Annotated in this window: 13 protein-coding genes and 1 riboswitch; of the genes, 8 read left to right on the top strand and 5 right to left on the bottom strand. The window is 65.1% G+C overall.

The features are described from left to right. The first annotated feature begins 58 nt into the window (after window positions 1–58). From CH251_RS20535 to CH251_RS20515, 5 genes are read left to right on the top strand one after another with little or no spacing between them, the layout of a single operon-like run. Entirely contained in the window at window positions 59–2,311 is a 2,253-nt protein-coding gene (locus CH251_RS20535; RefSeq protein ID WP_094614788.1) for a hypothetical protein, read from the top strand. Window positions 2,312–2,325: 14 nt separating this feature from the next. Continuing rightward, the gene (locus CH251_RS20530; protein WP_179273499.1) at window positions 2,326–3,354 is read left to right on the top strand and encodes a glycosyltransferase; all 1,029 of its coding nucleotides are present in this window, start codon (window positions 2,326–2,328) and stop codon (window positions 3,352–3,354) included. Further along, on the top strand, window positions 3,351–4,292 hold the full coding sequence (locus tag CH251_RS20525; RefSeq protein WP_094614787.1) for an NAD(P)-dependent oxidoreductase: 942 nt from the start codon (window positions 3,351–3,353) through the stop codon (window positions 4,290–4,292). The genes CH251_RS20530 and CH251_RS20525 overlap by 4 nt, the downstream gene beginning before the upstream one ends. Continuing rightward, complete coding sequence (locus tag CH251_RS20520) at window positions 4,289–4,756, top strand: GtrA family protein (protein WP_037187241.1); 468 nt, start codon at window positions 4,289–4,291, stop codon at window positions 4,754–4,756. Before CH251_RS20525 ends, CH251_RS20520 begins: the two co-directional genes overlap by 4 nt. Further along, complete coding sequence (locus CH251_RS20515; protein WP_094614786.1) at window positions 4,753–5,589, top strand: glycosyltransferase family A protein; 837 nt, start codon at window positions 4,753–4,755, stop codon at window positions 5,587–5,589. The genes CH251_RS20520 and CH251_RS20515 overlap by 4 nt, the downstream gene beginning before the upstream one ends. Here the strand turns inward: CH251_RS20515 and CH251_RS20510 are convergent. The 5 genes from CH251_RS20510 to rfbB all read right to left on the bottom strand — a co-directional run bounded on the left by CH251_RS20510 (window position 5,586) and on the right by rfbB (window position 10,373). Continuing rightward, on the bottom strand, window positions 5,586–6,278 hold the full coding sequence (locus tag CH251_RS20510) for a hypothetical protein (protein WP_094614785.1): 693 nt from the start codon (window positions 6,276–6,278) through the stop codon (window positions 5,586–5,588). The two genes, CH251_RS20515 and CH251_RS20510, sit on opposite strands and share 4 nt — an antisense overlap. Beyond that, on the bottom strand, window positions 6,275–7,045 hold the full coding sequence (locus CH251_RS20505; RefSeq protein ID WP_256979214.1) for an ABC transporter ATP-binding protein: 771 nt from the start codon (window positions 7,043–7,045) through the stop codon (window positions 6,275–6,277). Before CH251_RS20505 ends, CH251_RS20510 begins: the two co-directional genes overlap by 4 nt. Beyond that, window positions 7,042–8,124 (bottom strand): iron ABC transporter permease, encoded by a 1,083-nt coding sequence (locus tag CH251_RS20500; protein ID WP_094614783.1) that lies wholly within the window; start codon window positions 8,122–8,124, stop codon window positions 7,042–7,044. The genes CH251_RS20505 and CH251_RS20500 overlap by 4 nt, the downstream gene beginning before the upstream one ends. Further along, complete coding sequence (locus CH251_RS20495) at window positions 8,124–9,095, bottom strand: ABC transporter substrate-binding protein (protein WP_094614932.1); 972 nt, start codon at window positions 9,093–9,095, stop codon at window positions 8,124–8,126. The genes CH251_RS20500 and CH251_RS20495 overlap by 1 nt, the downstream gene beginning before the upstream one ends. A gap of 99 nt (window positions 9,096–9,194) precedes the next feature. Next, window positions 9,195–9,338: riboswitch (cobalamin riboswitch) on the bottom strand. 30 nt (window positions 9,339–9,368) lie between these two features. Continuing rightward, complete coding sequence (gene rfbB / locus CH251_RS20490) at window positions 9,369–10,373, bottom strand: dTDP-glucose 4,6-dehydratase (protein WP_094614931.1); 1,005 nt, start codon at window positions 10,371–10,373, stop codon at window positions 9,369–9,371. Window positions 10,374–10,685: 312 nt separating this feature from the next. Between rfbB and CH251_RS20485 the strand changes: the two genes are divergently transcribed. Genes CH251_RS20485 through CH251_RS20475 form a run of 3 tightly spaced genes read left to right on the top strand, consistent with a single transcriptional unit; the run spans window position 10,686 to window position 12,816 of the window. Next, window positions 10,686–11,243, top strand: a complete 558-nt coding sequence (locus CH251_RS20485) for a hypothetical protein (protein ID WP_143544984.1) — start codon at window positions 10,686–10,688, stop codon at window positions 11,241–11,243. Further along, entirely contained in the window at window positions 11,240–12,448 is a 1,209-nt protein-coding gene (locus tag CH251_RS20480) for a hypothetical protein (protein ID WP_094614781.1), read from the top strand. The genes CH251_RS20485 and CH251_RS20480 overlap by 4 nt, the downstream gene beginning before the upstream one ends. Further along, complete coding sequence (locus CH251_RS20475; protein WP_256979202.1) at window positions 12,445–12,816, top strand: hypothetical protein; 372 nt, start codon at window positions 12,445–12,447, stop codon at window positions 12,814–12,816. The genes CH251_RS20480 and CH251_RS20475 overlap by 4 nt, the downstream gene beginning before the upstream one ends. The last annotated feature ends 21 nt before the right edge of the window (window positions 12,817–12,837 follow it).

Raw genomic sequence — 12,837 nt, 5'->3', positions numbered from 1 at the left:
CCCGGACACCTCGAGAGATACAGTCGAGTGTCTTTGCCCGAACTCACGGAGTTGACCCTTGACCCCCACGGATACACAGATCGCGCGCGCCGCCCTGCCCGACAGCAGGAGAGAGCGCCTCGCGTGGGGAGCAGCGGTCGCTGCAGTCGTCGTCCTCGGTTATCTCCTGGTGCTCAGCGTCGATCCCCGCTTCTTCTACATCGACGACACCGAATCGGGGGCCGTACCCAACTGGCTCCAGCTCGGACGCATCATGCGCGACGGGCATTTCCCCTCGCTGGTGCTCGATCAGTGGATGGCAGGCAATTACCCGGTCGAGGGCCAGGGCGGCCTGTGGAATCCCGTGCAGATGGCGATCAACTACATCTCGCCGTCGATCGACAACCTGGTGCTGCTGGCCACGGTCGTCAAACTCGGCTTCTCGATTCTGTTGGCCTGGGGTGTTTTTCGTGTCGCTCTCGCCTACGGGGCGCGGGCGAACTGGGCTGCGGTGGCGGGTGCGAGCGCACCGTTCGTCGGCTTCACGCTGTTCTTCGAGAACACCTCGTGGGTGACCGCGCTGATGGGCACCGCGTGGATCATGAACGCGTGGGCGAGCTCGGTGTCCTACGCCCGCGGCCGCAGCGGCCCGATCGTGCCGTTCGTCTTCCTCTACCTCGCCATCAGCGTGGGATACGTCCACGCCGCGGTGATGGCCGGAGTGATGATCGGATCCGTCGCGATCGGCGAACGACTGTTCCAGCGACTGTGGCGTCCGGCGCTGAAGGTGTGCGCGGTGGGCATCGCTGCCGCGGCCTGCGGGGCCGTCACGTTCCTGCCCGGTGTCCTCACCTCCGCAGTCACCTGGCGTAGCGGCGACGAAGGCACGTTCAACGACAACTTCCTGACGGCACCGTGGTCGGAATCGCTGACCGCGAGCATCCCGACCGCCGTGACGAGCATCGAATCCTGGGCGGGCGAGACCACCGAATCGCCGGTCACCTACATCGCCTGGTTCGTGGTGCCCGCGCTGGCCTTCATCGCCTGGCGTCGGGTACCCGCGGCTCTGCGCGAGCTGGCAGCCCCGCTGATCATGCTGGCGTTCGCCCTGATCTTCACCGCAGGCCCCAGCGACATCGGACCGATCCGCTGGCCCGCCCGCATTCTGCCGTTCGTCGCCCTCGTCGCGCTGATTCTCGTGGTCACCCTGATCAGCCGGTACGGAACTCTCGACCGACTGCGGCCACGGCTGCTCGCGGCCGGCCTGTTGACCCTGGTGCTGCTGCTGCGCGCCGGCTCGTCGGGACCGGAGTTCTTCGGCCGCCACGCCCTCGCTGCGCTGGTGATCCTGCTGGTCGGAGCACTGGCTCTGCTGCTGGCCCACCGCTTCTCCACCCGAGCGACGGCGGCGCTGCTACTCGTGACCATCGCACCGGTCGCGATGTACCAGGTGGCCACCTACGACCCGCCGTTCGCCAAGTGGTGGCTGCCGGCGTCACAGTCCGAGGCCAAGGCCGAATTTCCGCAGTGGCAGGGCGCAACCCTGCAACTCGGCAGTCGCGCACTCACCGAGACCGAAGCCGACGGACCCGACGACCCGCAGCTGCCCTGGCACTCCCAGGTGTACGGCAACTCCGCCAAGATCATGGGCCTGGACTACGCCAACGCCTACACCCCCGTCGGCTACCTCGACTTCGCCAATCTCCTGTGCTTCGAGCACGAGGGATCGACCTGCAAGGACGCCTTCCGGCGCGTGTTCGAGATCGAGCCGTACACCGGCAAGACCTACGCCGACCTGATGCAACTCGATCGAATCGTGCTGCAGAAGAACCAGTATCCACTCGCCGACTCCCGGCCCGCGCCCGCAGGCTGGAGGTGGGTGACCGCTCCCACGCCCGAGTCCGCTCGCCAGATCTACGTCCTCGAACGCGTCGACGGGTTGATTCCCGCGTCGACGGGACGCGTCGTCGCGACCGTGAACGCCACAGCAGAACCTCGATCGTCCGATGCGGACTCGGAACACGTCGACGTCAGCGCTCCGAACGGCGGCAGCGTCGTGTTCTCGCGTCTGGCCTGGCCCGGCTACACCGCGACCCTGAACGGTGAAGAGCTGCAGACGAAGGGGTTGGCCGACATCTTCCTCTACGTCGACCTGCCGCCCGGCACCGAGAACGCGGACCTGCACATCACCTTCAGGCCGCCCGGCGAACGTCTCGGACTGGCCGCGATGGCAGGCGGGGTGCTGCTGCTGGTCGGTCTGGTGGTACTCGATGTGCGGCGACGCAGAAGCCCTGCCGCGCCGGAGTTCGATGGTGACAGCGGGAACGGATAGGGTAGGCCCTCGTGATGTCCGACGATTCTGCTGCTGATCCGCACCGCATTTCCATCGTGGTGCCGGTCTACCAGGGTGAACGGACGCTCAGTGCGCTGATGGACGAGATCCTTCCGTTGACGCAGGTGACTCACACCCCCGTCGGGCGTCCGATGATCGTCGAGGAAGTTCTGCTCGTCTTCGATCACGGACCCGACGACTCCGCCGCGGTGATCAGGCGGCTGACCGCTGCGCACACGTTCGTTCGTGGGGTGTGGCTGAGTCGCAATTTCGGTCAGCACCCCGCCACCCTCGCCGGCATGGCGTCGAGCGGCGGCGAATGGATCGTCACGATGGACGAGGACGGCCAGCACGACCCGGCGGCCATCGGCGGAATGCTCGACACCGCCCTCGACCAGCAGTCCACCGTCGTCTACGCCAAACCGACCAACGTCGCACCGCACGGACTGTGGCGCAACACCGCCTCTCGCGGCGCGAAATGGTTGATCGCCAAAGCCCTTGCCGGGGACAACACCGTCGACTATCAGAGCTACCGCCTGGTGCTCGGTGAGGTCGGCCGCTCCGTCGCCGCCTACGCCGGCTCCGAGGCGTACCTGGACATCGCACTCGGATGGATAGCAGGCGACGTCACGACCAGCCCGGTGGCGCTGCGCGAAGAGGTGGACCGCCGATCGGGCTACCGACTGCGTACCTTGCTCTCGCACTTCTGGCGGATGGTGCTCTCGAGCGGCACCAAGGGTCTGCGGCTGGTCAGCTTCATCGGCATCGCCTTCGCGGTACTCGGCCTGATTCTGGTGGCCTACGTACTGGTGTCGTACTTCGTCTTCGATTCCGGTGCCGAGGTGCGAGGCTGGGCATCGACGATGGTCATTCTGTTGTTCGGCTTCGGAGCAACTCTGTTCTCCCTCGGTGTGGTGGCCGAGTACGTGGGCGTCAACGTCAAGACCGCCATGGGCAAGCCGCCGTACCTGATCGTCACCGATCCGGGAAACGGGCCGCTCGGACGCACTGCGCCATCGACCGAACCTTCGCCGCCGGCGTGACCGCGACGCACACGTGGATCGTCGGTAGCGGCGGACTACTCGGCGCAGCGGTGACCCGCGAGGCCGAGCGTCGCGGCCATCGGGTGCACACCAGCACCATCCCGTGGTCGGACAGAGAGTCCGCTGAACAGGCACTGCTGCAGCGCTGCTCGGAGTTCTTCGATTCCTTCGCCATCGGTACGTGGAACGTGATCTGGGCCGCGGGCGCGGGCGTGAACGGAACCAGCGCAGCACAATTCGCCGAAGAGAACGGTCTGATCCGCACCGTCCTGGCGCGCATCGAAGCTGTCGCCGCCGACCGCGCGGGCACCGGAACCGTGTTCCTCGCCTCGTCCGCCGGTGGCGTCTATGCCGGCGCGACCGGAGCCCCGCATCACGAAGGAACGACCCCGGTTCCGTTGGGCGACTACGGCTTCGCGAAGCTGCAGTCCGAGGCCATCGCGACCGAGTTCGGTGAACACACCGGCATCAACGTGGTCATCGGTCGGTTCGCGAACCTCTACGGGCCGGGGCAGAACCTCGCGAAACCGCAGGGCCTCATCTCGCACCTGTGCCGCGGATACCTCATGGCCTCCCCCGTCTCCATCTACGTGCCGATGGACACGTTGCGCGACTACCTCTACGTGTCCGACGCGGCCGAGATGGTCGCCGACACCCTCGCCATGTCGGCCACGCAACGACTCTCGCCGACGATCAAGATCTTCGCCTCCGGTGAGGCCGTCACCATCGGCTCGATACTCGGAGCATGCCGGACGGTGTTCCGCCGCCGACCGAACGTGGTGCTGGCGGCGTCCCCGCTCGCGGTGTTCCAAGGTCGCGATCTGCGGCTGCGTTCGACGGTCTGGCCGCAGATCGATCGCCGAACGCACCGAACGTTGCCCGCAGGCATCGCCTCCACCCTGTTCGCGACGCGTCAGGCATTGGGGGTCGGTCGATGACCGAACCACAGACCCCTGCTCCCCCGGCCGGTATGAACGGCGCACCGGGGCCGCTGATGCGCATCGTCAAGAATCAGAAGATCGCGTTCCTGCTCGTCGGTGGCGTCAACACCGCATTGGGTACCGCGTGGTTCATCCTGTGGCAGTTGCTGATCGGTGAGCAGTACGGATACCACGCCGCGATCGTGCTCGGCTACCTCTGCAATGTGCTGTGCGCGTTCGCGATGTACCGCTACCTGGTGTTCCGCGTGCGGGGTCACTTCCTACGCGATCTGCTCCGGTTCTTCGTCGTGAACTTCGGCGCGTTCGTCGCCAACATCTCCCTGATGACGATCGCAGTGTCCGTCTTCCACTTCCCGCCCATCCCTTCACAATTGGTCGTCACAGCAGTGATGGCAGTCGTCAGCTTCTTCGGCTACCGCGACTTCTCGTTCCGCAGAAAGAGCCAGGCTCCCACACCATGACACCCCGTGTATCCGTCGTCGTCCCGGCATACAACAACGCCGAATACCTCGCAGAGACCATCGATTCGATCCTCGCCCAGACGTTCACCGACTTCGAACTGGTCATCGCCGATCATTCGTCGACCGACGACACCCTCGCCGTCGCGCAGAAGTTCGACGACCCACGGATTCGCCTCATGACCACCCCGACCGGTGGCGGCGCGCAGGCCAACTGGAATCGCGTGACCGAAGAGGCCACGGGAGAATTGATCAAACTCGTCTGCGGCGACGACACCATCGCGCCCACCGCGTTGGCCATCCAGGTACAGGCATTCGACGACAACCCGTCCGCCGTTCTGGTCGCCTCGCAGCGGACGCTGATCGACGCCTACGGCAAGACCGTCATCGCCGCCCGCGGGCTCGGCGGACTGCACGGAACGGTCTCGGGCCGAGTTGCCGCCCGAACCGCAGTTCGAGCCGGCGCCAACATCTTCGGCGAACCCGGCGGCGTCATGATGAAGCTCGCGGAGCTCCGCGACATCGGACTGTGGGACAACAGCCATCCCTACCTGATCGACCAGGCCACCTTCATCGCTGTCGCACTTCGCGGCGATATCGTGGCCATCCCAGAGCCATTGGCGTCGTTCCGCATCAACTCCGGGCAGTGGAGCGTGGAACTGGCAACACAGCAGGCACGTCAGGCCGCTGACTTCCACCGCTCACTGCAGGCCAGCGACCCGACCCTGTTGTCCGACAGCGACGTTCGCATCGGCAACGCCAAGGCGCTGATGACCTCGTTCATGCGTCGCGCGGTGTATCTGCTGCTGCGCCACCGAATGTCGCGCAGCAGCTAGTATCGCGCGGCGGCCTCCAGACCCCGCAACCTGTCCGACGGCGATCGACGTGGACAGCTGGTGCACTTGTCCGCTCCACCCGTCTCGTAGAGCAGGCAGCAGGAGCAGCGCTGCGTGAAACGTCGTCCACCGACGTCGACGAAGCGCGGCTTCGGAAGCGTCGCGGCCATCTCCCCGATCAGCCACGCTGCGAAGTCGCTGCCGAGTGTCTGATCACCGAGGGCCACAGCCACATCCAAGCTTCGATTGGCGATCGAATCCGACGCGATTGCCCACAGCGCTTGCCTGCGCGCCCCCGACGCCGCCGCCAACGCGTCGACGATGCCGGTGAACGTCTCGGTCAGTGCCTCAGGCAGAGCCGAGACCTCGAGAACTCTGTCCGATACCGTTCCGCCCAGATATCCGTCCGGCCGCAGGAAGCAACGCGCACCGTCCAGCCGTGGATCTGCTGCCTCACCCGTCACCATCGCCGCGGCGACGGCAACGAACGCGATCGTCGAGCTGGCCGAATACCACCACAGTGTTCCGTCGACTCGCGCATCGGTGCACTGCCACCGGCGGCCGGTGTCGTCGACCCGCGCCCGCAACCACTCGCCGTCGAGCATGACCGTCGCACAGAGATCGAACGGCCCGTCGATGTACTGCTGCAGACTCGGAACTCGCTGCGCTGCAAGCGCGTAGACGTTCATGCCAACCCGTGAATGTCGATGGTGGGCTGCGGTCCCGTCCGGACGGTCGCGCGAATACCGAACACGTCGGCGAGCAACCGATCGTCGAGAACATCGGTGGTCGGTCCCGACGCCACCACGGCCCCGCCGTCGAGCACGGCGAGACTGTGGCAGTACTCCACAGCCAGCCGCAGATCGTGCACGGTCACGACGATGGCCAGCCCGTCTGCGGCCAGGTCGCGAACCGCATTCATCACGATCAACTGCTGCCGCAGATCGAGATGGTTGGTCGGCTCGTCCAGCAGCAGGATCTGCGGCTGTTGCGCCAGGGCGCGCGCGATGGACACCCGCTGCCGCTCGCCGCCGGAGAGCGACCCGACGTCGCGATTCTCCAACGCGAGAAGATCGACGCGGTCCATACACGCGGTGACGATGTCGTCGTCGGACGAGGTGGGGCGGTCGAACCAACCGCGATGTGGCACGCGGCCGAGCGCTACGGATTCCCGGACGGTCAGACCCACCGATGCCTGCGGCTCCTGGGTTCCGACGCCGATCGTCCGCGACAGCTCCGATCGCTTCATGGTGTGCACATCGGCACCGTCGACGAGAACCGTTCCGGCAGAGGGAGTCAGAGCTCGATAGCAACACCGCAGTGCTGTCGTCTTCCCGGACCCGTTCGGCCCGACGAGACCGAGCACCTCACCGGCAGCAACGTCGAAGTCAACGCTGCGCAGCACCTCTCGCGACCCGAGTCGCGTGGACAACTCACGCACGGACAGCCGCATCAGATCTCCCGTGCGTAGCGGCGATACAGCATGAACACGAAGATCGGTGCGCCGACGAGCGCGGTGATCACTCCCACCGGGACCTCGGTGCTCTGCGTGATCGAGCGCGCGAGCGTGTCGGCACCGACGAGGGCTATCGCACCGAACAACGCCGCCACGGGCAGCAGCCTGACAGCACGGGAGCCGACGACGTATCCGGCGAGATGCGGCACCAGTAGCCCGACGAATCCGATTCCACCACTGACCGATACCGCTGCACCCGCCAACAAGGAGATGGCCAGCAGTTGCATCATTCGGAACCGGCGTACGTTCATCCCCAGCGCGGCCGCACCGTCGTCACCTGTTTTGAGCAGGTCCATCCTGGGCGCGCTGATCGATACGAGCAGTCCCACGCCGACCAACGCCAGCACGGGGAACACGAGAGTCGACCAGCGGGCATCACCGAAACCACCCGCGAGCCAATGCAATACACCGCTCAGACTTCGCTCGTCCGCGAACACGAGCAGCGTCAAGGTGATGAGAGCGGTGAAGACGCTGCCCACTGCGACACCGACGAGAACGATCGCCGTCGAGTGTGGGTATCGACCGCCGATCGCGAGCGCCAGGAACAGCGGGATCAGCGCACCGACGAACGCGGCCGCAGGCACGGTGAACGCGCCGAGTGCACCCGCGCCGATGCCGAGCGTCATCACCATCACCACACCGAAACCGGCACCCGAGGACACGCCGAGCAGGTACGGATCGGCCAGCGGGTTTCGCGTGACCGCCTGTGCAACACCGCCGGCGAGTGCGAGGGACGCACCGACCACCGCGGCGGTCAACGACCGCGGAAGCCGCGAATCGACGACGATCGCTGCACGCGCCTCGGTCCACCACGACTCGAACACGCCTGGGGCGAGCCGGTGCGCGACGATGGCCCACACGTCGCCCATGGGGATTCGCACCGACCCGAACGACACGGCCGCTGCAATGGACGCCAGCAACGCTGCCGCCGAAACGAGGAGGATCAAGCCGAAGCCGGTACGCGACGATCGTGTGCCCTGAGTGGCGGAGATGGCAGGCTTGTCCAGCACTGCGCTCATCAGAAGCGATCAGGATGCAGCGAGCGCGCGATGGTATCGGCGCTTCCGACGAGCCGCGGACTCTGGAAGAAGTCGTCGAGCGGAACGATGACGAATGCGTCTTGCTGCACGGCAGGCGTCGTCGCCATGATCGGCTGGCTCTTCAAGAAGTCGATCTTGCCCTCGGCGGACGTGTCGCCGTAGTCGAGGACCACGATGGCCTCCGGGGCCCGTTCGCCGACGAGTTCCCACGTCGTACCCAGGTACGGCCGGTCTCCCTCTACGAAGATGTTCTCGGCTCCGGCGTGATCGGCGATGAGTTGCCCGACGCCAACGCCTCCGATCGTGGTGGGCTCGCTCTCGCCCGAGTCGTAGAAGAACGTGGGCGTGGGGGCGACGCCGGCGAGCGCATCGTCGATCTCGTCGAGCCCGCTGACCACACCGTCGGTGACTTCCCGCGCAGCGTCGGCCACGCCCAGGAGGTCGCCCAGTTGGGCGTAATCCGTCTCCAACATCCCGATATCCGCGAGACCTGCGCCGCAATATTCGGAGAACAGGAACGTCGGGATGTCGAGTTCGGCGAACGACACGCGCGAGCGACCTTCCTTGTCGTCGAACGCGCTCCGCATTCCGCCTACGACGAGATCCGGGTCCAGGTCGAGGATCTGCTCCTTGGTCGGATACTCGTCGGCGAGGCCGTCTATCGACGCGAACTCGTCGGCCGTCTCCGGCGTCGGAACGGCATTGCGATAACCCATCCCGACGATCCGATCCGCCACGCCCATCTCGATGAGGACCTCCGTGACGTGGTCGTTCATCGAAACAATGCGCTGAGGTGGGGCGTCGAACCGCTGCACGATGTCGCAGTTCGTCACCTCGACGGGTTGATCGAACGGCGCTGTCGGGGCAGCATCGGCAGGGGCATCACCGCGGGAGCAGCCCGCGAACAGGACGGCCGCGGCGAGAACGGCGATGGGGGCGGAGCGTGACATGAGAACCTCGCTGGAGCTCAGAGCCACGAAATGAGAGTCGGGTGCGCAGCACGAAGCGGCCACGCGCAGGACTGCCGATTCGTAGACCACGACGAATAGGTGTGTCGCACACCAGCCGCTGGGTAATCGGGCTCGCCACCTTCGTCGGTGGCCCACCGTTGCGGGTCAGCGCCGGATTTCGACCGGCTTCCCCCATTGCGACTGGCTTGCTTGTGTTCGCCTCGCAGTATGCATCACCGTGTCGAACCCGCGTGAGCGCGCCTCACATATCGGTCAGGGCAGTACGGACTCTTTCGCTGCGTAGACGGCCTCGGTGGCGTCCTTCTGCGGTCGCCACCACTGCTCGTTGTCGCGGTACCAGTCGACGGTCGCCTTCAGGCCGGCGCGAAAGTCGATATAGGTTGGTGTCCAACCCAATTCGGTGCGGAGCTTGGTCGAGTCGATGGCGTAGCGCAGGTCGTGGCCGGGGCGGTCGGTGACGAAATCGAAGGCGTCGGGTGCGTTGCCGGTCTCTTCGAGAATGGCTTCGAGGACGGTGCGGTTGTTCGCTTCGCCGTCGGCTCCGATGAGGTAGGTCTCGCCGATGCGGCCGCCGTCGATGATGGCCCAGACGGCGCTGTTGTGGTCGTCGACGTGGATCCAGTCGCGCACGTTCTGCCCTGCCCCGTAGAGCTTGGGCCGGGAGCCGCTGAGGATGTTGGTGATCTGACGCGGGATGAACTTCTCCACGTGCTGGTAGGGACCGTAATTGTTCGAGCAGTTGGAAATGGTGGAGCGAACGCCGAACGAGCGGGTCCAGGCGCGCACCAGCAGATCGCTCGAGGCCTTGGTGGACGAGTACGGGCTCGACGGGTTGTACGGGGTCGATTCGGTGAACCGCGCCGGGTCGTCGAGTTCGAGATCGCCGTAGACCTCGTCGGTGGAGATGTGGTGGTAGCGGACGTCGTGTTCGCGGACCGCGTTGAGCAAGGTGGTGGTGCCGATGACGTTGGTGTGCACGAACGGCCACGGATCGGTCAACGAGTTGTCGTTGTGGGATTCGGCGGCGAAGTGCACAACCAGGTCCGTTTCGCGAACGAGGCGGTCGACGAGATCGGCGTCGGCGATGTCTCCGTGGACGAAGTCGATCCGATCGGCGACGGGGTCGAGGGAGGCCTTGTTGCCGGCGTAGGTGAGCTTGTCGAGCACGGTGACCTGGGAGTCGGGACGCTGCGCGAGGGTCTGATGTACGAAGTTCGCGCCGATGAACCCGGCCCCACCCGTGACGAGAATTCTCATGTACCGGCACTTTACCGGGGGATGCTCGTGCGGGCCGATCTTGTCTGCCACGCGTGCTAGCTTCTGTTCGACTTCGGGGGGAGTGGTGATCAGATGGGTCTGGGGAAGATTCTTGTTCGTCTCGCGGCATCGGTGACGCTGCTGTTCGGGATCATGTGGGCAATCCCGCAGCTGGCACCGGAGGTGCCGGAACCGTACGAGGGGGTACAGGCTCTTCCGCCGGTGTCGCCGGAACCCACGGGCTCGACGACGGCCCCGCCACCTCTGCCGCCCGGATTTCCGTCGATGAACCGACCGCCACCGAAAATCGAGGTGCCCGAGGGGCAACCGCAGCCCATCGCAACCAAATTCGGCTGGACCTACGAGATACCGGCGGACTGGGAGAACCAGTACGACGCGTTTACGGAGTGGACCGGTGAGGACGGGTCGACCGCTACGTACGGCGCTCTGGGGCTGCACGGGCGCTTCGACTGCGAAGGTGGCGAATTTCAGACCTCGGCAATCACAGGGATGACCGGTCGACGCGTCGGAGACTTGACGGTGCTCGCGTTTCAAGAGGTGCAAAAGGCCTCGATGATCTTCACCAACAGAGACGGATCCGAAACACCTACTGTTCGGATCAGCGACCCTCAGTACTTGGAAGTGGACGGTGAGCCAGCCGTCCGTTACTCAGCCTCGGTCGAAGACATACCCGATACGCCTGATTGCCCACCTCCCAGCGCAACATTTGACGTAGTGACCACAACCGGTTTCGCCACAACAGAGGTGGCGGTCTTCGTGGTTCTGGCCGACCGGGACGTCGAGAATGCGCTGAACGACGAGGACGTCGACAGCCTTATCTCCACTCTTCGAAAGAGTCCAGTGCAATGACCGAACCTCTTTATGCTAATTCCTCGGAAATAGCCGGTCTCGGCAATCTTCTCGATCGCATCAGCGTCGAAACACTGGCCAGCCGTCGCTATCTGCTCGACAATGCTGGTCTCAGCGAGAACGTGGTTGGGCAGATCCTGCAGCGACTCCAGCCGTATCTCGCTCGCTTCCAGGAGATGACACGCTCTCGGCAGGTTCACCTGTCTGCAAATTGCGGGGAAATAGGTGCCGAACTCAACAAGGCGGCGTGGCTGTATGCCGATCAGGATCAGCGAAACTACGACCTGCTCAACGCTCACACAAGCGGACCCCTGATTCCGGGCTTCGATCGTGGCAGTTCGGATCGTGCCGCCGTTGGGCACGTGGATGAATTCGACGGGGCAGCCGACTACGGCCGGCCACACGGGATCGACTACCCACCAACGAATCCCGCCGTCGACGATCTCCGCGAGGTAGTCAACGAAGCGGCCGGCTGGCTCGGAGAGATCGATCGAACGATCTTCGAGCTCTCCGGGTGGAGCCCCCTGAACGAGGCGACCATTCCGATCACCGGCAACTGGAACGAAATCAGGAGAATCGGCCAGGCGTACCAGATTGCAGGCGACGCCATGGAAGCTGCCGCAGAGTCCTTCTCGGCAGGAGTGCGCCGCGTCGACAACTACTGGAACGGCGCTGCCGCACAGGCATTCGCCGACTATGCCGACCGACAACTGGCCGCAATGCGATGGGAAGGGCCCGCCGGACGAACCATATCCGCGGTATGTGCGGTGATATCCGACCAGCTTCGCGAGGCCGCATCGGCAGTGGTCCGCAAGATCGTCGAGCTTCTGGAATCGGAGGTCGAGGTCGACAACGCCCGCGGTGCATTGAAGGTCGTGATCAAGAAGGTACCGGTGGTGGGCACAGCCTGGCAGGTCGAGAGCATCATCGAAATATGCTGGACCGCAATGGATCTGACCAAGGAACTCATCGCGCAGATCGAGCAGGTGGTCGACGACTTCGGCGCGTTCCTCGACGCGATCGGCGATCCCGAAGGCCAGGTGGGCAAGAAGATCGACGACACGTTGCGCCCCCTTAACGACTTCCTCGACTACGGCAAGCAGGCAGTCGAAGCAGGCAAAACGGCGGATATCCGACCGGTACTCGAGACTCCGGACGAGGACTTCTCCGTCGGCACCGGCGACGAACCATGGCGGGATGCATGATCGAGTTTCTGCCTCCGCACGTCCGCGACGCGTACGACCGTCTGATGGCATCCTGCGGTGAGCTCGAAGCCGCGCGTGCGCGGGCCCTCGACACCGATCTGAAGACAACAGCGACCCACCGAGTCACCGCAGAATTGCTGGCTCGCCTGGCGTCGTCACCGCGGGCGTCGGCCGACCTGATCCACTATGCAGGCCGGGTCGCGTCGGGTGAATGCAGCTGGGAACGCATCGAGGTGGACGCGGACCCGGTGCCACCGGAAGTCGAGGAACTCAAAGCCGACCCGCGAGTCGAGTGGCCGGAACACTGGCCGACGCCGATCGCCGAATCCGACATCGGCTCCCATCCGTATCGAATCCCCTGGGAGTGAGTGACGACACAATCGAGCGGG

Source organism: Rhodococcus sp. 06-462-5 (assembly GCF_002258315.1).
Classification (GTDB): Bacteria; Actinomycetota; Actinomycetes; order Mycobacteriales; family Mycobacteriaceae; genus Rhodococcoides.
This window is presented reverse-complemented; position numbering and strand designations above follow the sequence as displayed.